Source organism: Mycobacterium sp. VKM Ac-1816D, assembly GCF_000416385.1.
Taxonomy (GTDB): Bacteria; Actinomycetota; Actinomycetes; order Mycobacteriales; family Mycobacteriaceae; genus Mycobacterium; species Mycobacterium neoaurum_A.
Genome location: NZ_AOHQ01000140.1, coordinates 13489 through 36358 on the forward strand (window position 1 = coordinate 13489; position 22870 = coordinate 36358).

Annotated in this window: 22 protein-coding genes; 4 read left to right on the forward strand and 18 right to left on the reverse strand. The window is 67.5% G+C overall.

Translation table 11 applies throughout. From position 1 onward, the window contains the following. Positions 1 to 5 precede the first annotated feature (5 nt). Positions 6 to 1445 (reverse strand): malate dehydrogenase (quinone), encoded by a 1440-nt coding sequence (gene mqo, locus G154_RS20180; RefSeq protein WP_234713120.1) that lies wholly within the window; start codon positions 1443 to 1445, stop codon positions 6 to 8. Positions 1446 to 1589: 144 nt separating this feature from the next. On the opposite strand from mqo, the gene G154_RS20185 reads away from it, so the two are divergent. Both G154_RS20185 and mtr read left to right on the forward strand, forming a co-directional pair. After that, complete coding sequence (locus tag G154_RS20185) at positions 1590 to 2582, forward strand: alpha/beta hydrolase (RefSeq protein WP_023985607.1); 993 nt, start codon at positions 1590 to 1592, stop codon at positions 2580 to 2582. Between the two features lie 9 nt (positions 2583 to 2591). Further along, positions 2592 to 3983 (forward strand): mycothione reductase, encoded by a 1392-nt coding sequence (gene mtr, locus G154_RS20190; RefSeq protein WP_019512025.1) that lies wholly within the window; start codon positions 2592 to 2594, stop codon positions 3981 to 3983. A 5-nt stretch (positions 3984 to 3988) separates the two neighbouring features. Here mtr and G154_RS20195 read toward each other — a convergent pair whose 3' ends face one another. From G154_RS20195 to dxr, 17 genes are all read right to left on the reverse strand, one after another. Then, a complete protein-coding gene (locus G154_RS20195) occupies positions 3989 to 5077 on the reverse strand; it encodes a HoxN/HupN/NixA family nickel/cobalt transporter (protein ID WP_019512024.1) in 1089 nt (362 codons plus the stop codon). Positions 5078 to 5149: 72 nt separating this feature from the next. Further along, positions 5150 to 5470, reverse strand: a complete 321-nt coding sequence (locus G154_RS20200; protein ID WP_019512023.1) for a helix-turn-helix transcriptional regulator — start codon at positions 5468 to 5470, stop codon at positions 5150 to 5152. A gap of 42 nt (positions 5471 to 5512) precedes the next feature. Then, the gene (locus G154_RS20205) at positions 5513 to 6241 is read right to left on the reverse strand and encodes a FadR/GntR family transcriptional regulator (RefSeq protein ID WP_023985606.1); all 729 of its coding nucleotides are present in this window, start codon (positions 6239 to 6241) and stop codon (positions 5513 to 5515) included. Between the two features lie 12 nt (positions 6242 to 6253). Beyond that, entirely contained in the window at positions 6254 to 7027 is a 774-nt protein-coding gene (locus G154_RS20210; protein WP_019512021.1) for a 3-oxoacyl-ACP reductase, read from the reverse strand. Between the two features lie 11 nt (positions 7028 to 7038). Beyond that, positions 7039 to 8406, reverse strand: a complete 1368-nt coding sequence (locus tag G154_RS20215; RefSeq protein ID WP_019512020.1) for an aldehyde dehydrogenase — start codon at positions 8404 to 8406, stop codon at positions 7039 to 7041. Beyond that, positions 8403 to 9167, reverse strand: a complete 765-nt coding sequence (locus tag G154_RS20220; protein ID WP_019512019.1) for a gamma-glutamyl-gamma-aminobutyrate hydrolase family protein — start codon at positions 9165 to 9167, stop codon at positions 8403 to 8405. The genes G154_RS20215 and G154_RS20220 overlap by 4 nt, the downstream gene beginning before the upstream one ends. Next, positions 9154 to 10515 carry a glutamine synthetase family protein gene (locus tag G154_RS20225; protein ID WP_019512018.1) on the reverse strand — a complete coding sequence of 454 codons (1362 nt, stop codon included), beginning with the start codon at positions 10513 to 10515 and terminating at the stop codon, positions 9154 to 9156. The genes G154_RS20220 and G154_RS20225 overlap by 14 nt, the downstream gene beginning before the upstream one ends. A gap of 112 nt (positions 10516 to 10627) precedes the next feature. Then, positions 10628 to 11191, reverse strand: coding sequence for an alpha/beta hydrolase (locus G154_RS20230; RefSeq protein ID WP_023985605.1), 564 nt, complete (start codon positions 11189 to 11191; stop codon positions 10628 to 10630). A 52-nt stretch (positions 11192 to 11243) separates the two neighbouring features. After that, positions 11244 to 11912, reverse strand: a complete 669-nt coding sequence (locus G154_RS20235) for a hypothetical protein (protein WP_023985604.1) — start codon at positions 11910 to 11912, stop codon at positions 11244 to 11246. A gap of 9 nt (positions 11913 to 11921) precedes the next feature. Further along, positions 11922 to 13403: a cobyric acid synthase gene (locus tag G154_RS20240; RefSeq protein WP_019512015.1), complete on the reverse strand. Its 1482-nt coding sequence runs from the start codon at positions 13401 to 13403 to the stop codon at positions 11922 to 11924. Continuing rightward, a complete protein-coding gene (gene map, locus G154_RS20245; RefSeq protein ID WP_023985603.1) occupies positions 13400 to 14257 on the reverse strand; it encodes a type I methionyl aminopeptidase in 858 nt (285 codons plus the stop codon). The genes G154_RS20240 and map overlap by 4 nt, the downstream gene beginning before the upstream one ends. 10 nt (positions 14258 to 14267) lie before the next feature. Next, positions 14268 to 14867, reverse strand: a complete 600-nt coding sequence (locus G154_RS20250; protein ID WP_019512013.1) for a DUF1707 domain-containing protein — start codon at positions 14865 to 14867, stop codon at positions 14268 to 14270. A 9-nt stretch (positions 14868 to 14876) separates the two neighbouring features. Beyond that, a complete protein-coding gene (locus tag G154_RS20255) occupies positions 14877 to 16721 on the reverse strand; it encodes a penicillin-binding transpeptidase domain-containing protein (RefSeq protein ID WP_019512012.1) in 1845 nt (614 codons plus the stop codon). 123 nt (positions 16722 to 16844) lie between these two features. Next, a complete protein-coding gene (locus G154_RS20260; RefSeq protein ID WP_019512011.1) occupies positions 16845 to 17699 on the reverse strand; it encodes a GNAT family N-acetyltransferase in 855 nt (284 codons plus the stop codon). A 58-nt stretch (positions 17700 to 17757) separates the two neighbouring features. Beyond that, on the reverse strand, positions 17758 to 18894 hold the full coding sequence (ispG, locus tag G154_RS20265; protein WP_031601440.1) for a flavodoxin-dependent (E)-4-hydroxy-3-methylbut-2-enyl-diphosphate synthase: 1137 nt from the start codon (positions 18892 to 18894) through the stop codon (positions 17758 to 17760). A gap of 31 nt (positions 18895 to 18925) precedes the next feature. Next, complete coding sequence (locus tag G154_RS20270; RefSeq protein WP_019512009.1) at positions 18926 to 20164, reverse strand: RIP metalloprotease; 1239 nt, start codon at positions 20162 to 20164, stop codon at positions 18926 to 18928. Beyond that, entirely contained in the window at positions 20161 to 21315 is a 1155-nt protein-coding gene (gene dxr / locus G154_RS20275; RefSeq protein ID WP_023985601.1) for a 1-deoxy-D-xylulose-5-phosphate reductoisomerase, read from the reverse strand. Before dxr ends, G154_RS20270 begins: the two co-directional genes overlap by 4 nt. 130 nt (positions 21316 to 21445) lie before the next feature. Here dxr and G154_RS20280 point away from each other — a divergent pair, with 130 nt between their 5' ends. Continuing rightward, the gene (locus tag G154_RS20280) at positions 21446 to 22129 is read left to right on the forward strand and encodes a fasciclin domain-containing protein (RefSeq protein WP_023985600.1); all 684 of its coding nucleotides are present in this window, start codon (positions 21446 to 21448) and stop codon (positions 22127 to 22129) included. A 125-nt stretch (positions 22130 to 22254) separates the two neighbouring features. Beyond that, positions 22255 to 22857 carry a fasciclin domain-containing protein gene (locus G154_RS20285; protein ID WP_019512006.1) on the forward strand — a complete coding sequence of 201 codons (603 nt, stop codon included), beginning with the start codon at positions 22255 to 22257 and terminating at the stop codon, positions 22855 to 22857. Positions 22858 to 22870: the final 13 nt, after the last annotated feature.

Here is a 22870-nt window from a genome sequence, read left to right on the forward strand (position 1 = left end):
CACCGTCATACGGGCGCTGGTGCATCGAGTTTGAGCACCTTGGTGCCGTGATCCCAGATCTCGCGGAACAGTGCGGGCTCACCGGAGAGCTTGGTCCCCAGCGAGGGCACCATCTCCTTGAGCTTGGGCAGCCAGGTCGGGTATCGGTCGGCGAAGCAGCGCTCCATCACCTCGAGCATGGCCGGCACCGCGGTCGACGCGCCGGGGGACGCACCGAGCAGACCGGCGATGCTGCCGTCGGCGGCGGTGAGCACGGTGGTGCCGAATTCCAGCACACCACCGGCACCCTTGCGCCGGATCACCTGCACACGCTGACCGGCGATGTCCAGCTCCCAATCCGAATCGACTGCGTTGGGTGCGAATTCACGCAGCGCGTCGACCCGATCGGCCTCGCTGAGCAACAGCTGGCCGATCAGGTACTTCAGCAGGCTCATCTCGGTGAGTCCGACACCCACCATCGAGGCGAGGTTGTTGGGTTTCACCGAGAGTGGCAGGTCGGTGACCTTGCCCTGCTTGAGAAACTTCGGCGACCACCCGGCGAACGGCCCGAACAGCAGGTAGGACTTGCCGTTGATCACCCGGGTGTCCAGGTGGGGCACCGACATCGGCGGGGCGCCCAGCGGCGGCGCGCCGTAGACCTTGGCCTGGTGTCCGGCCGTGAGATCGGGATTGGCCGACCGCAGCCACTGACCGCCGACGGGGAAGCCGCCGAATCCCTTGGCCTCGGGGATGCCCGCCTTCTGCAGCAGCGGAAGCGCACCGCCGCCCGCGCCGACGAACACGAACTTCGCCTTGATCTTGTGCTTGGCCCGGGTGCGCCGATTGATCACCTTGACCGTCCAACCGCCGTCGGAATCCTTGGACAGATCGCGCACGTCGTGGCCGAAGAGCGTGGTCATGCCCTGGCTTGCGGTGTAACCGATCAGCTGGCGCGACAGCGAGCCGAAATCGACATCGGTGCCGGATTGCGTCCAGTTCAGGGCGACCGGCTCGGCGAACGTCCGCTTGGCGGCCATGAAGGGCAGCCGACGGGTGAACTCGTCGGTGTCGTCGATGTACTCCATGGCCGAGAACAGCGGGTTGGACACCAACGCCTCGTACCGGGCGCGCAGGTAGGCGACGTTGTCGGCGCCCTCGACGAAGCTGACGTGTGGGATCGGGTTCAAGAAGTTGCGCACGTCGGGCAGCACGCCGTTCTCGACGGCGTAGGTCCAGAACTGGCGCGAGACCTGGAACTGCTCGTTGACGTTGACCGCCTTGGCGATGTCGACGGTACCGTCGGAATTCTGCGGCGTGTAGTTCAGCTCACAGAGCGCCGAGTGGCCGGTGCCCGCGTTGTTCCACGGGTCACTGCTCTCGGCGGCCGCACCGTCGAGGCGCTCGACCAAGGTGATCGACCAGTTCGGTTCGAGCAGGCGCAGCAGAGCACTCAGGGTGGCGCTCATGATGCCGGCACCGACGAGTACCACGTCCGTCTTCACGGTCTTCGAGTCAGACACGACCACAAGGTTATCGTCGTCGGGCTCGGTGGCCTCGCTCGCCCCGGCCACGCCGACCCTCGGGCCGTACCGGTCACTAGAGTGGCAGACGTGACCGGCTGGGAGCCCGACGTCTTGCCAGGCTATTGGCAGCAGCAGTTGCCTCTCGGTGCCGACCCCGACGGCGAGGGCGAGCTGGTGGCGACACTGGTATCGCGCGGCCGACCGCAGCCGCGCGCCACCCGTGCGGTGCTGGTGGTGCACGGTTACACCGACTACTTCTTCCATACCGCGCTGGCCGACCACCTGGCCGGGCGCGGATTCGCCGTGTATGCCATGGATCTACCCAAGTGCGGGCGGTCGCGGCGCGCCGGCCAAACCCCGCATTTCACCTCCGACCTGGCCCATTACGATTCGGCGCTGCAGGCGGCGCTGACGGCGGTCGATGCCGAGCAGGTGCTGATGTATGGACATTCGGCCGGTGGACTGATCCTCTCGCTGTGGCTGGATCGGCTGCGCCGGCGCGACGACACCGGCCCGATCACCGGGCTGGTGCTCAACAGCCCCTTCCTCGACCTGCACGGCCCGGCGGTCCTGCGCACCCCACCCACCTCGGCGGCGCTGATGGCGCTGGCCCGGGTCCGCAAGATGACGGTGGTCCGCAAGCCGGGAGTCGGCGGCTACGGCACCACCCTGCACCGTGACTTCGCCGGCGAGTTCGACTACAACCTGGACTGGAAGCCCGTCGGCGGATTCCCCATCACCTTCGGATGGATCAACGCAATCCGGCGGGGCCAGAAACGGTTACACCGGGGCCTCGATATCGGTGTGCCCAGTCTGATCCTGCGCTCCGACCACAGCGTCGCCGAGGTCTCCGACCCGGATCTGATCCAGCGCGGCGACGCGGTCCTCGACGTCGACCAGATCGCGCGCTGGGCAGGCTGTATCGGCAACCGGCTCACGGTCGTGCCGATCACCGACGCCAAACACGACGTATTCCTCTCGCTGCCCGAACCGCGGGCTGCGGCCTACCGCGAACTCGATACCTGGCTGGACTGGTATCTGACGAGCGGGACCACATCGACCGCGCCTGATGCCGGATAGGACACTCACATGCAGCATTACGACCTGACGATCATCGGCACCGGTTCGGGTAACAGCATTCCCGACCCGAACGTCGACCCCCGCTATGCGGACATGCGCATCGCCATCTGCGAGCAGGGCACCTTCGGCGGCACCTGCCTCAACGTCGGCTGCATTCCGACCAAGATGTTCGTCTACGCCGCGGAGGTCGCCCACACGGTGCGCCAGAGCGCGCAATACGGCGTGGACGCCCATATCGACAAGATCCGCTGGCCCGATATCGTCTCGCGGGTCTTCGGCCGGATCGACCCGATCGCCAGCGGCGGTGAGGCATACAAGCGCAGCCTGCCCAATATCGACGTCTACGGCAGTCACACCAGATTCAGCGGGGTGTCCGACGGTCGTTACACACTGCGCACAGAGGATGGTGCGCAGTTCAGCTCCGATCAGGTGGTGATCGCCGCGGGCGCACGCGCGGTGATCCCACCGGCCATCACCGAATGCGGGGTGCGGTACTACACCAGCGACGACATCATGCGCATCAGCGAACTACCCGAGCACATGGTGATCGTCGGCGGCGGTTTCGTCGCCGCCGAGTTCGCGCACGTGTTCTCCTCGCTCGGTGTGCGGATCACCATCGTGGTGCGCGGACCTGGTCTGCTGACCCATTGCGACGAGACGCTGTGCCACCGTTTCACCGACCTGGCCGCCCAGAAGTGGGATCTGCGCACGCATGTCAACGTCGTCGGCTCACGCCCGCAGGACGGCGACGGTGTCGTCCTCGAACTCGACGACGGCACCGAACTGGCCGCCGACATGCTGCTGGTGGCCACCGGTCGCCGGCCCAACGGTGATCAGCTGGATGCCGAACTGGCCGGCGTCGACGTCTCCGACGGCATGGTCGCCGTCGACGAGTTCCAGCGCACCAGCGCGCGCGGGGTGTGGGCACTGGGCGACGTGTCCTCGGATTATCAGCTCAAGCACGTGGCCAATCACGAGATGCGGGTGGTGCGGCACAACCTGCTGCAGGATTGGGACGACACCGCAGCGATGGTCGCCAGTGATCACCGGTATGTGCCCTCGGCGGTGTTCACCGATCCCCAACTGGCCACCGTCGGACTCACCGAGGCGCAGGCCCGCGACGCCGGACACGATGTCATCGTCAAGGTGCAGAGCTACGGCGACACCGCCTACGGCTGGGCCATGGAGGACACCACCGGGATCGCCAAGCTCATCGGCGACCGGGCGACCGGCAAGCTGCTCGGCGCGCACATCATGGGGTATCAGGCATCGTCGATCATCCAGCCGCTGATCCAGGCGATCAGTTTCGGCCAGACAGCCAAAGAGGTTGCCACCGGGCAGTATTGGATCCATCCCGCGCTGCCCGAGGTCATCGAGAACGCGCTGCTGGGTCTGGTCTAGCGAGATCAGACGCTGCCGCTCCAGCGCTGCTCGACCCGCCCGAGACGCCAGTACGCCAACGCGATCAGCCAGGTCCCGACGAACATTCCGACGATCATGAAACCGACGAATTCGAGATCGGCCGAACCGATCGCGGCCAGCACGCCGTCCTCCAGGCCGAAGCGATCGGTGACCAATCCGGCCAACACGATGACGCCCACGGCGAGTGCGACGAACACCGAGAGCACCGTCACGGTCAGGTTGTAGTACACCTTGCGGATCGGATGCAGGAACGCCCAACCGTATGCGCGGGACATGAAGATTCCGTCGAGCGCGTCGAAAAGGCTCATCCCGGCCGCGAACAGGACCGGCAGCACCATGATCGCGTACCACGGCAGTGTGAAGGCCGCGGTGCCCGCCGCCAACACCAGCAGCGCGACCTGTGTGGCGGTGTCGAAACCGAGACCCATCAGCAGTCCGACGGGATAGAGGTGCCACGGCTTGCTGACCCGCCTCATCACCCTGCCCAGAAGCCGCGCCAGGAAACCACGATTGTTCAATTGCCGCTCGAGCTCGGCCTCGTCGAAGTCACCGGAGCGCATGTCGCGCAACACCTTGGCGATACCCACGACGGCAAACAGGTTGGTCACCCCGATCAGGATGAGGAACGTCCCTGCGACCACCGAACCGATGAGTCCGAGGGTCTGCAGCATCGACGAGCTCTCATCCTGCACGGGGCCGGCCAGCGCCCGCACCCCGAGAGCGAGCAGCAGCGCCAAGCCGAAGACGACGCTGGAATGTCCGAGCGAGAACCAGAAGCCTGTCGACATCGATCGCTTGCCCTCACCGACCAGCTTGCGGGTGGTGTTGTCGATGACCGCGATATGGTCGGCATCGAACGCGTGCCGCACGCCGAGCAGGTAGGCGGTGACCCCGAGGCCGACGCCGAAGACCCCCGCCGACCCGAGCGTGATGTGTTGGGGGGCAACGGCCAGCACCAAGACTCCCCACCCGAAGGCGTGTAGCGAGATCACGACGGCGGCCATCGCGGCGATCGTCATCCGGTCGGTTCGGTCGAAGGAGACCTTGCTCGACCACGGAGCGGGGATGTTCATCGACCGAGCCTAAGCCGACACTCCAACATCTGTCCAAGCGAAAAGATGTCGGGCCCGCTCCCCGCGCTCGACTCAGCTGTGCCCGGCGCCGATCCAGTGCAGCAGATCGTGCACGATCTCGTCGTCGAGCCGGTAACTCACCGTCCGGCCGATCCGTTCGCTGTCCACCCAGCCTTGCCCACGTAGCACCCGAAGCGCTTGTGAGACGGCATTTTCGGAACGGTTCAGGGCGGCGGCAAGGTCACCGACGCAGATACCGGGCACGCGGTGCAAGCTCAGCAAGATCTCCAGGCGGTGTGGATCGGAGAGCAGATCGAAGCGCCGGGCCCATTCACCGGTGTCGACATCGTTCAGCGCCGATGACGCCTTTCCCACCGCCGACGCGTCCTCCATGACTGGCAATCTAGTCGTCGACCGCGGTGGTCGTCGCGGCGCTCAGTCCAGGAAGCCGTGCAGCAGCGCCGCAGAGCCGGCCAGATGCGCACACATGGCGTCGGCGGCCGCGTTCGCGTCCCCGGCCAGGATGGCCTCGACGATGGCATCGTGCTGTTCGTCGGAATGTGAGATGTTGCGGCCCAGCAGCGGGATCTGGTCGAGTAATGCGTTGATCCGCATCCGGTTCTCGGCGACCAGCGGCACCAGCGAGACCGAACCGGCGGCCTCGGCGATCGCCAGATGCAGCCGCGAGTCCAGGCGCCGGTAGTCCTCGGCGGCGGCACCGCGCACATCCTCGCAACGCGAGCGCAATTCGGCTGCTTCGGCCTCGGTCAGGGTGCGGGTGGCCGCCATCCGCGCCGCCCCCACTTCCAGGATCTCGCGCAGCCGCAGCACGTCATCGAGGACATCACGGGTGACCACGTCACCGTCCGGCGGCTGCGCGGTCTCGGGCAGCGCGTCGGCCAGGAACGTGCCACCGTAGCGGCCGCGTTTGGAGACCAGATACCCGGTGTCGGCCAGCGATTTGATGGCCTCGCGCACGGTGTCCCGGCTGACGCCGAGCCGGGCGGCGAGCTCCCGTTCCGGCGGCAGCGAGTCACCGGGGGCCAACACACCGAGCCGGATCATCTGCAGCAACCTGCCCACGGTGTCCTCGAACGCGTTGCCGAGCCGGACCGGACGCAGCAAAGCATCGCTGGCCGGCTGCGGATCCGGTACCACCGACAACGGAACCTCCCCCTACAGCGGTGTCACATAGGCCGAGCTGATGCCGCCGTCGACGAGGAACGACGAGCCGGTGATGAACGAGGCGTCATCGCTGGCCAGGAAGGCCACCGCGGCGGCGAGCTCCTCGGGTTCGGCGAACCGGCCGACCGGCACGTGCACCAGCCTGCGGGCCGCGCGTTCGGGATCCTTGGCGAACAGCTCCTTGAGCAGCGGGGTGTTCACCGGTCCGGGGCACAACGCATTGACCCGGATACCCTGGCGCGCGAATTGCACACCGAGCTCTCGCGACATGGCCAGTACGCCCCCCTTGGAGGCGGTGTAGGAGATCTGCGAGGTCGCCGAACCCATCACCGCGACGAACGACGCGGTGTTGATGATCGACCCGCGCTGCGCGGGAACCATGTGCCGCAGTGCGGCTTTGGAGCAGAGGAAGACCGATTTGAGGTTGATGTCCTGCACCCGTTGCCAGGCATCCAGGCTGGTGTTCTCGATCAGGTCGTCCTCGGGCGGGCTGATTCCTGCGTTGTTGAAGGCGATGTCCACCCCGCCGTGTACCTCGAAGGCGGTGTCGAACAGGTTGTCCACCGCGACCGGGTCGGAGACGTCGACCTGGACGAAGGTCACGTTGAGATCGTTGGCGACCGACTGGCCGGTGGCCGGGTCGACATCACCGATGACCACGATGGCGCCCTCGGCCTGCATGCGCTTCGCGGCGGCCAGGCCGATCCCGCTGGCACCACCGGTGATGACGGCGACCTTGTCCTTGAGTCGCTGGGTCAGATCCACTTGCCTCTCCTCTACTGGGCTTCGCCGACGGCGATGAATACGTTCTTGGTCTCGGTGAAGGACAGCGGCGCGTCCGGACCGAGCTCCCGGCCGAGACCGGATTGCTTGAAGCCACCGAAGGGGGTGGTGTAGCGGACCGAGGAATGCGAGTTGACGCTCAGGTTGCCCGCCTCGACGGCGCGGGACACCCGTAGCGCCCGCGACAGGTTGTCGGTCCAGATCGAACCGGACAGACCGTATTCGGTGTCGTTGGCCAGCGCGATGGCATCGGCCTCGTCGTCGAACGGCAGCACCGTGACGACGGGTCCGAAGATCTCCTCGGTGACGGTGCGGTCGGTGCGCCGCGGGGTCAGGACGGTCGGCGGGAACCAGAACCCGGGGCCCTCGGGCGCCGATCCGCGGAACGCGATCGGCGCGTCGTCGGGCACGTAGCTGTGCACCGACTCCCAATGCCTGCGCGATACCAGCGGCCCCATCTCGGTCTCCGGCGATGTCGGGTCACCCACCTTGACCGCGGCCACGGCGGGCTCGAGGAGTTCCATGAATCGCTCGTAGACATTGCGTTGCACCAGGATCCGGCTACGTGCGCAGCAATCCTGTCCGGCGTTGTCGAACACGCCGTAGGGCGCGGTCGCCGCCGCTCGTTCCAGATCGCAGTCGTCGAAGATGATGTTGGCGCTCTTGCCGCCCAGTTCCAGGGTCACCCGCTTGACGTGCGCGGCGGCCCCGGCCATCACCCGGGTGCCCACCGCGGTGGATCCGGTGAAGACGACCTTGCGAACGTGTTCGTGGGTGACGAACCGCTCCCCGACCACCGGGCCGGCGCCGGGCAGCACCTGAAACAGGTCGGGGTCCAGGCCCGCGGTGACGGCCAGCTCGGCCAGCCGCAGCGTGGTCAGCGGGGTCCACTCGGCGGGTTTGACCAGCACGGCATTGCCTGCGGCCAGCGCGGGTGCGAATCCCCAGGACGCGATGGTCATCGGGAAGTTCCACGGGGTGATGATCCCCACCACTCCGAGCGGTTCGTTGAACGTCACGTCGATGCCACCGGCGACCGGGATCTGCTTGCCGGACAGGCGTTCCGGGCTGGCCGCATAGAAGTTCAGCACATCGCGGACATGACCGGCCTCCCATTCGGCCTGCCCGATCGGGTGCCCGGAGTTGGCCACCTCCAGGGCGGCGAGCTCGCCGATGTGGGTATCGACGGCCGCAGCGAAGGCACGCAATGCGGCCGCCCGCTCCGCGGGTGCGAGCCGGGCCCACTTCCGTTGCGCGACGACGGCACGGGCCACCGCATCGTCGACGGCGGCGACGTCGAGTAATTCGACCCGGCGCAGCAGTTGCTCGGTCGCCGGGTTGATGACGTCACAGCTGGTCATGAAACGCTTTCTGTCGATGGATGTCTGGTGTGCGCGTACTCCCGGGCGGCGGCGACGACGGCGGCGAACAGCCGCAGATCGTCCAGACGCTCCTCGGGATGCCATTGCACGGCGATCGCGAACTGGTCCGGGTGGGCACCGGGGTCGAGTTCCACGGCCTCGATGGTGCGGTCGGCACCGTCGAGCGCGCTGACGATGAGCCCGCGTCCGAGCCGGTCGATGCCCTGGTGGTGATAGCACTGGGCATCGGTGTTCTCACCGATCAGCGCGGCAAGCCGGGTGCCGGGCACCGTCACCACCGCGGAGGTGGTGAACACCGCGTTGCCGAGTTGGTGGCGGCTGTGCCCGAGCACATCGGGCAGATGCTGGTGCAGTGTGCCACCGAGCACGACGTTGAGAACCTGTGCACCGCGGCAGATCCCGAGCACCGGAAGTCGACGCGCCAACGCCCGCTCGACGAGGGCGAACTCCCAGGCATCGCGATCACCGGCGGGCTCATCGGTCAGCTGGTGCCTGCCCTGACCGTAGGCCGCGGGATCGACATCACGGCCACCGGTGATGATCAGCCCGTCGAGCCCGTCGAGCACCCGGTCTGCGACGTCGGGCTGCTGGGGCGGTAGCAGTACAGCTGCGCCGCCTGCCAGGTTCACCCCCTGCAGATAGATGGCGGGCAGGAAGCTGGCCTGCACATCCCAGACACCGGTCTGGGCCTGCTGCAGATAGGTCGTCAGGCCCAGGACCGGATTCTCAGAGCCGTTCAAAACCACGCACTCTCTCCCAGTCGGTGACGGCGGCGTTGAAGGCCTTCAGCTCGACACGAGCGTTGTTGAGGTAGTGCTCGACGACCTCGTCACCGAACGCATCGCGCGCGACCTGCGATGCCTCGAAGAGATCGGCGGCCTCGGCCAGGGTGGTCGGCAGGCGGTCGGCACCGCTGGTATAGGCATTGCCTGCCAACGCATCCGGGAGTTCCAGCTCGTTGTCGATACCGTGAAGCCCACCGGCGATAAGTGCGGCGACGGCCAGGTACTGGTTGACATCACCACCGGGCGCCCGGTTCTCCATCCGCATGCCCTGGCCGTGCCCGACGACGCGCAGCGCGCAGGTCCGGTTGTCCAGTCCCCAGGCCACCGCAGTCGGGGCGAAACTGCCGTCGGCGAATCTCTTGTAGGAGTTGATGTTCGGCGCGTACCACAGGCTCATCTCGCGCAGCGTGGCCAGCTGGCCGGCAACGAAGCTGCGGAACATCGCCGACATCCCGAGCGGATCATTGTCATCGGCGAAGACGGCTTCTCCGTCATTGTCCGCGCCTGCACCCCGAAGAGATATGTGGATGTGGCAGCTGTTGCCCTCGCGTTCGTCGAACTTGGCCATGAAGGTCAGCGACTTGCCGTGCTGGTCGGCGATCTCCTTGGCACCGTTCTTGTAGATGGTGTGGTTGTCGCAGGTGACCAGCGCTTCGTCGTACCGGAAGGCGATCTCCTGCTGGCCGAGGTTGCACTCTCCCTTGACACCCTCGCAGTACATCCCGGCGCCGTCCATGCCGAGTCGGATGTCGCGTAGCAGCGGTTCCATCCGGGTCGAGGCCAGCATCGCGTAGTCGATGTTGTAGTCGCTGGCCGGGGTCAGCCCGCGATATCCCGCCTTCCACGCATCGCGGAAGGTGTCGTCGAAAACCATGAACTCCAGCTCGGTGCCCACATACGCACTCAGCCCGCGGTCGGCCAGCCGCTTGAGCTGCGCGGCCAGGATGCTGCGCGGCGCGGGGGCGACCGGCTTACCGTCTGTGAACGACAAATCGGCCATCAGCAGCGCCGAGCCGGGCAACCAGGGCAGCAGGCGCAGCGTGTCGAAGTCGGGGGTCATGACCATATCGCCGTAGCCGGTTTCCCAGCTGGACATGGCGTAGCCCTCGACGGTGTTCATGTCCACGTCGACGGCCAGCAGGTAGTTACAGCATTCGGCGCCGTGGGCGGCGACTTCCTCGACGAACAGCCGTGCTGATACCCGTTTACCGGTCAGCCTGCCCTGCATGTCGGGGAAGGCGACGATGACCGTGTCGATCTCTCCGGCGGCGACGAGACGCTCCAATTCGGCTTGCGTCAGCATGCTGGCTCCGTCCTGTCGGCTCGGCGCGGATCGGCATCGACCCAGCCGTCACCTCTAAAGGTAGGCCATCAGACCAATGGAAAGCGAGAGGACCCGCCCGGTCGGGAGGAAGTCACCAGGTGCTGGTGCGCATCACGATCTCGGCGGCCAGTTGCGCCGTCGATTCGCCGGCATTACGACGGCCCAACAATTCGACGAGACGGAACTCACCGTAGACATAGCGCTGGCTGGCCTTGGCGACATCGGCGGCCTTGGCGTTGCTGACCAGTACCGTCGTCGCCACCTCGACCGGCGTGCAGTTCTCGTCACGGGTCACCCCGGCCTCATCGGCGACCCGCGGGTGACCGCGATCGATGACCACCAGACCGGTGAACCGGTCCAGGCGGGTCGCGGCAAGCTCCCAGGCGATCTCGGCGCCGGCGCGATCACCGACCAGGGTGCTCCACCGGATGTCGAAGGTGTCCATGATCGCGATGACCGTCGCCGCATCCAGTTTCGGGTGAGCGGCGATCACCACGGTGCGCAGCGATGCGGTGTGCAGCCGTTGGCACACCCCGTCATAGGCGGCGGGTGCCAGTTGTGCCGAGCCGAGCAGCACCACCACACCGGCGTTCTCCGGACCCGCGACGTCCACCGCGAATCCAGTTCCGTCGACGGTCACGGTCGTGGTGGGCATCTCGGTCACGCTAGGTCATTCCGCTGTCCGGCGGGGCTGTTTTCACGGGTCTTCACGCCTGTTCCAAGCGTTCGGCCTGCTTGCCCATTGCCTCCAGAAAGGTCTGTGGCAGCGTCGCTTTGACCGGGATCCGGGGGTCCGGGGTGGGAAACGCGACGCCGAACACCGCCATCGAACCCACATTCTCGAACGAGAAGAACACGCTGCTGCGAGCCCCACCCAGATCCATGGTCTGTTGATAGACCAGCGCTCCGTCGCGGTCGGTGTCCAGTGCGGTCGTGGTCATCGGGATCGAGGGCGATCCCGGTCCGAAATAGGTGACGAACCGCTCACAGCGTTCGGCGATCGCCTGCAGTGTCTCGGTGTCCAGGGACCAGCTCAACACGGTGATCAGCATTCGCGCGCCGTTGTATCCGACGACGTACTTCGCGGCGCTGCCGGGACCGCGCTCGGCCGTGGCCCCGATCGACTTGCTGAAGCCCTCGCTGCACCCCGGCGGGTCCGAGAGCATCGGCGGCGGCCCGCCCGCCCCGTCGGGAACGCCTTCCTCTTCGACGATGCGGTCGTACTGGACACCGTCCGGGAAATCGGCCGACGTCAGGACCACTTTTTCAAGGCGCGCACCGGGCCAGGTCGGCGTGCCCGACACGGCGCTCGTGCAGCCCGTCAGCGTCGCCAGCACGGCGACCAGTGCGGACAACCACCGGAGTGCGCGGATCATCAGCACAGGCTACCGAGCGTGGTGGGTGATGACCGGACGCTGCGGGGCGCCCGACAGCAGCGCCAGCAGCGCGTCGATGTCGACATGTGCCTGCAACGCATCGGCCATCGCGTCGAGCTGGGCGTCCCGGCGGGCGGGCACGCTGACATCGGTTGCCACCACGAAGCCGGTCCGACCGGCCGCCTCGGCGACCTCGGCCAGCCAGGCCCGGCGCAGTTCGTCGTTGTCGAGCAGGCCGTGCCAGTGGGTGCCGTACACCTGGTCGCGCCGGATGCCGACGCCCAACCAGTCGGCCTCCGCGCCACCGACGACCTGACCGTGGTGTATCTCATAACCGGTCAGTGGGGATTCCCAGTGCCGCAAAGTCTTCTGCTGCGCGAAGACGATATCGGCGGACAGCAGACCCAGTCCGGCGACGGTGCCCGCCTTCGACTCGACCGGATCATCGATCGATCGGCACAGCATCTGGAAGCCACCGCACACACCGAGTACCGGACCACCGGCCGCCGCGTGGGCGGTCACCGCGTCAGCCAACCCACGGGCCCGCAGCCAGTCCAGATCCGACACCGTGGCCTTGCTGCCCGGCAACACCACGACGTCAACGTCGACGAGCTCGGCGGGTTCGGTGATCCAGTGCACCTGCACGCCGGGTTCACAGGCCAGCGCCTCGACATCGGTGGAATTGGAGATGCGCGGCAGCCGGATCGCCCCGACGCGCAAACCGTCGCGTCCCACGGCGGGGACCGGTGCGCCCAAGGTGCGGCCGGCCTGTACCGACAACGAGTCCTCGGTGTCCATCCACAGCTCGTCCAGGTACGGGATCACCCCGTAGGTGGGGCGGCCGGTCAGCTCGCGCAGCTGGTCCAGTCCGGGCGCCAACAGTCCCGGATCGCCGCGGAACTTGTTGACCAGGAATCCGCTGATCAGTCGCTGGTCCTGCGGCGACAGCACGGCGACGGTGCCGAACAGGTGGGCCAGCAGGCCACCACGGTCGATATCACCGACCACCACCACCGGCAGGTCGGCGGCGCGCGCCAGACCCATGTTCGACAGATCGGTGGCGCGCAGGTTGATCTCGGCAGGCGAGCCGGCCCCCTCACAGATGACGACGTCGAATTCGGTTCGCAAGGACCGCAATTCGTCGTTGACGATCTCGGCGAGCTGGCTGCGCTTGGTGAAATAGTCGCCGGCGGCCATGGTGCCTGCGACCTGGCCGCGCACCACCAGCTGGGAAGTGCGGTCACTACCTGGTTTGAGCAGCACGGGGTTGAATCGCACGCTGGGCGCCAGCCCACAGGCGCGGGCCTGAACCGCCTGCGCCCGGCCGATCTCACCACCCTCGACCGTCACCGCGGAGTTGTTGCTCATGTTCTGCGCCTTGAATGGCGCCACGCTGATGCCCTTGCGCGCCAGCAACTTACAGAGCCCGGCCACCACCATCGATTTACCGGCATCGGAGGTGGTGCCGGCGATCAGCAGTGCGCCCCTCAAGGCAGGGTCAGAATCTCGGCACCGTCCTCGGTGACGACGAGCGTGTGCTCGAACTGGGCCGTCCACTTCAGGTCCCGGGTCGCCACCGTCCAGCCATCATCCCAGATCTCGTAGTCCAGCGATCCGAGGTTGATCATCGGTTCGATGGTGAACGTCATCCCGGGCTCCAGCACGGTATCGACGGCCGGCTGGTCGTAGTGCAGGACGACCAGCCCGTTGTGGAACGTCTCACCGATGCCGTGCCCGGTGAAATCGCGAACCACGTTGTAGCCGAACCGGTTGGCATACGCCTCGATGACCCGTCCGACGATCGAGAGCTGACGACCGGGTTTGACGGCCTTGATCGCCCGCATGGTCGCCTCGTGGGTGCGTTCGACGAGCAGTCGGTGTTCCTCGGAGACATCGCCGGCCAGGAAGGTCGCGTTGGTGTCGCCGTGCACGCCGTCGATATAGGCGGTGACGTCGATGTTGACGATGTCACCGTCGGCGATCACCGTCGAATCCGGGATGCCGTGACAGATGACCTCGTTGAGCGAGGTGCAGCACGATTTGGGAAAGCCCTTGTAGCCGAGCGTCGACGGATAGGCACCGTGGTCGATCATGTAGTCGTGGGCCACCCGGTCGAGGTGGTCGGTGGTGACACCGGGCGCGACGGCCTTGCCCGCCTCGAGCAGCGCGCCCGCGGCGATGCGCCCGGCGACTCGCATCTTCTCGATGACCTCCGGGGTCTGGACCCAGGGCTCGCTGCCCTCGGCTGCCGTGGGCTTCCAGACGTACTCCGGGCGCTCGATCGATTTGGGCACCGGCAGGGTCGGTGACAGCTCTCCGGAGCGCAATGGGGCACGAACAGGCATGACGATCAGCCTACCGAGATCGGGGGCCGCGCCGTACCGGTGTCCGCAGGCTCGGCTTCCAGGTGCGCCGCGGCCCGCGGATGTCCACCGACCCGCAGACCACCTTGCCGGTGAGGATGATGTGCGGGGTGCCCTCGGCGGGTGCGTCGGCGCGGTGATCGCGGGCGCTGCCGACCACCACCTCCACATCGTCGATGGAGGCGCTGGCGCCGGCGGGCAGGCGCAGGTCGAGTGAGCCGAACTTGAGATCGAGTTCGATCACCACCATCGGTCCGGCGAACCGCGCGCGGGTCAGGTCCAGGTCCACCGAACCCATGCGCCGGGTGAGCGCCAGCCGGGTCGGAACCACCCACTCCCCCTGGCGTTTCAGCGAACCCATCACGCCCCGCAGTTCGACCCGGTCGGCGGCGGAGGTGACGATCGCACCGGGGCCGGGCAGGTCGTCGACCAGGGCGGTCAGATCCGAATGCAGTCGGGCCGAGGCCACCCGCGCGGAGCGCTCCTCGAACTCCTCGATATCGATGAGCCCGAGCGCGACAGCGTTGTGCAGCCTGCGCAGCGTGCCGTTGCGGTCCGCATCGGAGACCCGCAGCGTCAGATCGTCGGTCACCGGTCCAGGCTAGGCCAAGTAATCCGGGGGCAACCCGTTGAGCATGTCGCGGCACATCCGCACCGCGTACTCCGAGCTGCCGCCGCCGACGATGAGCGCGGCGAACGCCATGTCTCCGCGATAGCCGGTGAACCAGGCGTGGGAGCCGCCGTCGAACTCGGCCTCACCGGTCTTGCCCCGCACATCGCCGAGTCCGTTGAGGTCCTTGGCGGTGCCGTTGGTCACCACCAGCCGCATCATCGGCCGCAGCCCGTCGACGATCTCCGGGTTCAGCGGCTCGCCCGCCTGCCCGTGGATCTCGGTCTGACGTCCCTCGATCAGGTGCGGCACCGGGGTCTTGCCCGCCGCGACCGTCGCCGCGACGAGGGCCATGCCGAAGGGGCTCGCCAGCACCTTGCCCTGGCCGAACCCGTCCTCGGTACGTTCGGCGAGATCGACCGTGGGCGGCACCGATCCGGTGACCGTCGGCACGCCGTCGACGATGAAGTCGGGTCCCAGTCCGTAGCGGGCGGCCGCGGTGGTCAGTCCACGCGGCGGCATCACGCTGGCCAGCTCGGCGAAGGTGGTGTTGCAGGAGTTGGCGAAGGCCCGCGACAGTGGCACGGTGCCGAGGTCGAAGGCGTTGTAGTTGGTCACGGTGCGGTGCCCGATGTCCAGGGTGCCCGGACAGCCGAGCAGGGTGTTGGGAGTGGCCATATCGCGTTCGAGAGCCGCGGCCGCGGTGACGATCTTGAACGTCGACCCTGGCGGGTAGAGGCCCATCGTCGCGGTGGGACCGTCGACATCGGCGGCAGCGTTCTGCGCCACGGCCAGGATCTCGCCGGTCGACGGCTTGATGGCCACGATCATCGCCTTCTTGCCGACCATGTTCACCGCGTCCTGCGCCGCGTTCTGCACCGAGCGGTCCAGGCTGATGGTCACCGACGGCGCCGGGGTGCCGGGCTCCTCGCTGAGCACGGCGACGTCGACACCGTTCTGGTTGACGCTGACCACCCGCCAACCCGGCTCACCGGCCAGATCACCGCTGACCGCCTTCTTGACCTCCTGGACGATCGCCGGCGCGAACTTCTCGTCGGTCGGCAGCATCTCCGGTTGCGGTGTGGCCACCACGCCAGGTCGCGAGCCGATCGCCGCGAACACCCGGTCGTGGTCGGTCTTGCGCAGGGTGATCAGGCTCAGCGGGGTGGCCTTCGAGCTGGCCTCCTCCGCCAGACGCTGGGCATCGAGGGTGGCGTCGAACGGTCGCAGCGCGTCGACGATGGCGCGGGCCGTCGGCATCAGCTCGGCGCCGGCGGCGCGTGCGTCGAGGGCGTAGTGATACAGGTAGCCCGGCACCAACACATCGCTGCCGGAGCGTTCGTTGACCGAGGCCCGCCGCGGCGGATCGGCGCGCAGGGCCAAGGTCTGGTTGGCACCGAGTCCCGGGTGCAGGCCGGTGGTGGTCCAGCGGACCTCCCACTGTCCCTCGTTGCGGACCATGTTGAGCTCACCGTCATAGGTCCAGGTCCGCTCCTTGGGCAGGTGCCAGGTGTAGCGGTATTTCACTGTGCCGGTATCGAGTTCGTACTTCGATCCGGTGATCTGGGTGTCCAGCCGGTTGGCCTGCAGACCCGCCCAGGCCTCGTTGAGCGCCTCCTTGGCCTCCTCGGGCTTGTCGGCCAGGGCCGCGGCGCCGGCGGTGTCCCCGGTGGACAGCGCCGCGAAGAACTTCGCGGCAGCGGGCTCGGGTCCGTCGGGTTTCGGCGTGCAGGCGCTCAGCGAGGTGCCGAGGGCAGCGACAGCCAGCACGGCGACCGCGGTCCGCAGCCGCGCACGCCGTGATACGGATGTGGTCACCGATGCCTGTGTTGTCATTGAGACAGATGTTAAAAGCGCAACGGGCGCCGACGGCTTAGGCGCACCGACACACAACTGTGATTGCGTCGAGATCAACACTTTTGCGGTCCACGGCGCGCGTAGACCACAGAAACGTCGATCTCAGTCGAGCAGGATCGTGGCGAACGTGCCGACCTGGGTGAAACCGATCCGGGCGTAGGTCGCGCGCGCGACGTGATTGAACCCGTTGACATAGAGGCTCGCGATACGGCCGCCGCGCAGCACTGCGGCCGACACCGCCGCGGTCCCGGCTGCACCCAGCCCCCGGCCACGCCAGTCCGGGTGCACCCAGACACCCTGAATCTGCCCGACCGTCGGTGACTGCGAACCGATCTCGGCCTTGAAGACGACCTCGCCGCGCTCGAATCGCGCCCAGGCACGCCCCGCAGCGATCAGGCCGGCGACCCGACGGCGGTAGCTGCGGCCACCGTCGCCCATCCGCGGATCGATACCGACCTCGCCGATGAACATCTCGATCGCGGCCACCAGGTAGGTGTCCAGCTCTTCCATCCGAACCTGGCGAACCGCCGGATCGGGGGCGCAGACCGGGGCGTCGGTCAGCGCCATCAGCGGCTGGTCATCGCGGACATCGCGGGCCGGTCCCCACCCGGGCGCCAGATGCCGCCACATCGGCATCACCAGCTCGGCCCGGCCGACCAGCGACGAACAGCGCCGCGGGCCGCTGAGCGCCTTGGCCGCGAAGGCGGCGAGATCGTCGCCACCGCCACGCAGCGGAATCAGGTTCGCCCCGGCGTAGCACAGGGATTCGGCAGGGCGCCGGCGCGTCCACAACTCGCCGCCGATGGCGCTGGGGTCCACCCCGAATTCCTGTACCCGGCAGGCCACCATGCATGCGGCGACGGGATCCTGGTCCAGGACCGCACGCACGGGCTCCAGGTCGCGCACCACCGAGACCCTGCGGTCTGCGGTGAAGCGGGACAGCGGTGGAGCCGACATTGGGGACTCTTTCTGGGGGCCGGCCGACAGTGATGGCCCCGCAGCGCAGGGCCGTTTCTCAGCTTACGGTGACAACCGGTGGGCCGGAGGGAGTTCCCTGCTCGTCCGCCTCCCCGGCGATCCGCATGGCCTCCTCGATGAGGGTTTCCACGATCTGGGCCTCGGGGACGGTCTTGACGACCTCACCCTTGACGAAGATCTGCCCCTTACCGTTGCCCGAAGCCACCCCCAGGTCGGCCTCCCGCGCCTCGCCCGGTCCGTTCACCACACACCCCATCACGGCGACCCGCAGCGGTACATCGAGCCCGTCCAGACCGGCGGAGACCTCGTTGGCCAGCGTGTACACATCGACCTGGGCGCGCCCGCAGGACGGGCAGGAGACGATCTCCAACCCGCGCGGACGCAGGTTCAGCGACTCCAGGATCTGGTTGCCGACCTTGATCTCCTCAGCGGGCGGCGCCGACAACGAGACCCGAATGGTGTCGCCGATCCCGCGGGAGAGCAGCGCACCGAACGCGACGGCGGATTTGATGGTGCCCTGGAACGCCGGCCCCGCCTCGGTGACACCGAGGTGCAGCGGGTAATCACACTGCGCGGCGAGCTGCTCGTAGGCCGCGACCATGATGACCGGGTCGTTGTGCTTGACGCTGATCTTGATATCGCCGAAGCCGTGCTCCTCGAACAGCGAGGCCTCCCACAGCGCGGACTCGACCAACGCCTCCGGGGTCGCCTTGCCGTACTTCTCCAGCATGCGCTTGTCCAGCGAGCCGGCGTTGACCCCGATCCGGATCGGAATACCCGCCGCGCCCGCGGCCTTGGCCACCTCCTTGACCCGACCGTCGAACTCCTTGATGTTTCCTGGGTTCACCCGAACCGCCGCGCATCCGGCGTCGATGGCCGCGAAGATGTATTTGGGCTGGAAGTGGATGTCCGCGATGACCGGGATGTTGGCCTTCTTGGCGATGATCGGCAGCGCGTCGGCGTCTTCCTGACGCGGGCAGGCGACGCGGACGATATCGCATCCGGAGGCGGTCAACTCGGCGATCTGCTGCAGCGTCGAGTTGATGTCATGGGTCTTGGTGGTGCACATGGACTGCACCGAGATCGGGGATTCACTGCCCACACCGACATCACCGACCTTGAGCTGCCGGGTCTTGCGGCGGGGGGCCAGCACGGGCGGCGGCGGGGCCGGCATGCCGAGGCCGATGGACGTCACAGTCGAACTCCTAGTCGAAGATGCTGATCGGGTTGACAAAGTCGGCGGTGACCGTCAACAGCATGTACCCGGCAACCACCGCCAGCACAACGTAGGTGGCGGGCATCAGCTTGAGATAGTTGACCGGTTCCGCGGCGACTTTGCCGCGGGCCGCACGGAACATGTTCCGTAACTTCTCGTAGGTGGCCACCGCGACGTGACCACCGTCGAAGGGCAGCAGTGGGATCAGGTTGACCGCTCCCAGCACGAAGTTCAGCTGGGCCAGGAAGAACCAGAAGGCCACCCACAGCCCGGCGTCGACGGTCTCGCCGCCGATGATCGAGGCGCCCACCACCGAGATCGGGGTCTCCTTGTCGCGTTCCCCGCCACCGATGGCGTCGACGAGGGCGCCGATCTTGGTGGGGATCTTCGCCAGCGCCTTGCCGAGTTCGACTGCCAGATCACCGGTGAAGGTGAAAGTCGCCGGGATGGCGGTCAACGGGTTGTACTGCGTGGGCCCGGGCGGTTGCACCGCGCTGACACCGATGGCACCGACCGTGTCCGGGGTGGCCGCCTCGGCCGAGGTGAAACGCTGGGTCCTGGCGACGTCGACGACGGTGGACAGGCGCTGGCCGTCTCGCTCGTAGACCACCTGGACCGGACCGTCGAGCTTGCGGATCTCGGCCGCCATCTCGGGGAATGTCGCCACATCGGTGTCGCCGACCTTGACGATGGTGTCCCCGGGCTGCAGTCCGGCCAGGGCCGCCGGGCCGGGGCCGGGCTGCGGACACGGACCGTAGAGGGTGTCCCCCTCCTTGGCCACCTGCGGTGCCACACAAGCGGTTTCACCGATCACGGCGGTCGTCGGTGGCGGCGTCAGGCTGGGCAGCCCCCACACGACGGCGATGCCGTAGATGAGGACCAGGCCGATGATGAAGTTCATCGCGGGCCCGGCGAACAGCACCGCGACGCGCTTCCACACCTTCTGGCGGTACATCGCGTAGGGCCGGTCCTCATCGGCGATCTCGTCGACGGCGGTCATGCCTGCGATATCGCAGAACCCGCCGAGCGGGACGGCCTTGATGCCGTATTCGGTACTGCCGAGCTTGTTGGGTCGCCGCGTCGACCACAGCGTCGGACCGAAGCCGACGAAATAGCGGCGCACCTTCATACCGGTGGCTCGGGCCACCCACATGTGCCCGCACTCGTGCAATGCCACCGACGCGAGGATGGCCAGTGCGAAGAGCACGATGCCGACAGTGAACATCATCGGCTTGCGACTACCTCCCGGTCGATGGCGCTGCCGGCCCGTGCTCGGGCCCAGTCCTGCGCTTCGAGTATCTCTTCCACGGTAGCTGGTTGCGCGGCCCACTGATCGGCGGCGTGCAGCACATCGGCGACGGTTCGGACAATCGCCGGAAAACGGATCCGGCCGTCGAGGAATGCCGCCGCGGCCTCCTCGTTGGCGGCGTTGTAGACCGCGGTCAGGCTGCCGCCCCGGCGGCCGGCCTCGCGGGCCAGGTCGACGGCCGGGAACACCGCCGCGTCCAGCGGCTCGAACGTCCAGGTCGAGGCGGTAGACCAGTCACAGGCCGCGGCGGCGCCGGGCACCCGTGCCGGCCATCCCAGCGCCAGCGCGATCGGCAACTTCATATCCGGCGGACTGGCCTGGGCCAGCGTCGACCCGTCGGTGAAGGTCACCATCGAATGCACGATCGACTGGGGATGCACGACCACCTCGATGCGGTCGTAGTCGACGCCGAACAGCAGGTGCGTCTCGATCAGCTCAAGACCCTTGTTGACCAAGGTCGCCGAGTTCAACGTGTTCATCGGTCCCATCGACCAGGTGGGGTGGGCGCCGGCCTGTTCGGGGGTGACATCCTCCAGTGCCTGCGAAGCCCAGCCCCGGAACGGTCCACCCGAGGCAGTCAGGACCAGGCTGGCCACTTCCTCGGGGGTCCCGCCGCGGAGGCACTGCGCCAACGCGGAGTGCTCGGAGTCCACCGGCACGATCTGGCCGGGGGCCGCGGCGGCCAGGGCCAGCGGCCCACCTGCGACCAGGGATTCCTTGTTCGCCAGCGCCAGCCGGGCGCCGCTGTGCAGGGCGGCCAGGGTCGGTTTGAGGCCCAGCGCCCCGACAAGAGCGTTGAGCACCACATCGGCGTCGGTGTCCTCGACCAGTCGGGTGGCGGCCTCCGGTCCGCGGTAGCGGGCCTCGATGGGCGCATCGGGGTCGGCGACGGCCACGTTCGTGACGCCGGTCTCGGCGGCCTGGCGGGCCAGCAGTTCGGCGTTGCCACCGCCGGCGGCCAGCCCCACCACCTCGAAACTGTCGGGGTTCGCGGCGATGACGTCGAGGGCCTGCGTACCGATCGACCCGGTACTACCCAGGATCAGCACGCGCCGGCGGTCAGAACTCACATCGACCATTGTGCCCCGCCCAGACACGAATTCTGCTGCAGACCCATCCGGGCCGCGGTGGGCACCGAATGACCTATGTAGGGCCAACCGGGTCGGTACCAGCCACCCGCCAACAAGGAAGTTGAGTCTCATGACATTGACCCACCAGCATCGCATCGCATTTGCCGGGTTCGCCGCCGTCGCGGCGCTCGGGCTGTCCGCCTGTTCGGGCGGCACTTCGTCAGTCGAGAGCAGTGCCAGTGAAGCCAGTTCCTCAATCTCCTCCATGACCTCGTCGATGGCGGCACCGGAGACCACGTCCAGCATGGCCGCGCCGGCCGGCAACCTGATCGGTTCGGGCTGCGCCGCGTACGCCGAGCAGAACCCCGAGGGGCCCGGATCGGTGACCGGTATGGCCGCCGACCCGGTGACCGTCGCCGCCTCCAACAATCCGATGCTCAAGACCCTCACCCAGGCGCTCTCGGGCCAGCTCAACCCGAACGTCAACCTGGTCGACACGCTCAATGGCGGCGAGTTCACCGTCTTCGCCCCGACCGATGACGCGTTCGCCAAGATCGATCCGGCCACGCTGGAGACCCTGAAGACCGACTCGGACCTGCTGACCTCGATCCTGACCTACCACGTGGTCCCCGGCCAGGCGAGCCCCGATCAGGTCGCCGGTGAGCACACCACCGTTCAGGGCGCCCCGGTCACCGTCACCGGTGCGGGTAACGACCTCAAGGTCGGCGACGCCGGCCTGGTGTGCGGCGGCGTGAAGACCGCCAACGCCACGGTCTACATGATCGACACCGTCCTGATGCCGCCGGCTGCCTGATAGCCGGCACCGAGCCGGCGAGGCGGCCCGTTCCCCCGACCGGGCTGCCTCGCCCCTCCGGACGGCACCGCCGTCCCCACTCCCCATACGAAACGTGAACACGACCAAGTAAAAGGATTCGATCGATGACCCTCTCGCTGAACACCCGCAAGCTCGCCGGCGTCGCATGTACCGCCGCGGCCGCCACCGGCCTCATCTTCGCCTCCGCCGGCGTCGCCCAGGCCGCGCCGGTCGGCCCCGGCTGCGCCGCCTACGCCGCCCAGAACCCCGTCGGTCCGGCCTCGGTGACCGGTATGGCCGCCGAACCGGTAGCCGTCGCGGCGGCGAACAACCCGATGCTCAAGACCCTCACCCAGGCGCTCTCGGGTCAGCTCAACCCACACGTGAATCTGGTCGACACGCTGAACGGCGCACCCGCGCTGACGGTGTTCGCGCCCACCGATGAGGCGTTCGCGAAGATCGATCCGGCCACCATCGAGCGCCTCAAGACCGACTCAGCGCTGCTGACCAGCATCCTGACCTACCACGTGGTCGAGGGGCAGGCCAGCCCCGAGCAAGTGGTCGGTATGCACAAGACCATGCAGGGCGCCGACGTGAACGTCACCGTGCCGAACATGGCCATGCCCGCCGAACTGAAGGTCAACGATGCGAACGTGGTGTGCGGGGGCGTGCAGACCGCCAACGCCACCGTCTACCTCATCGACACCGTGCTGATGCCGCCGATGTGATCTGTTCTCCACC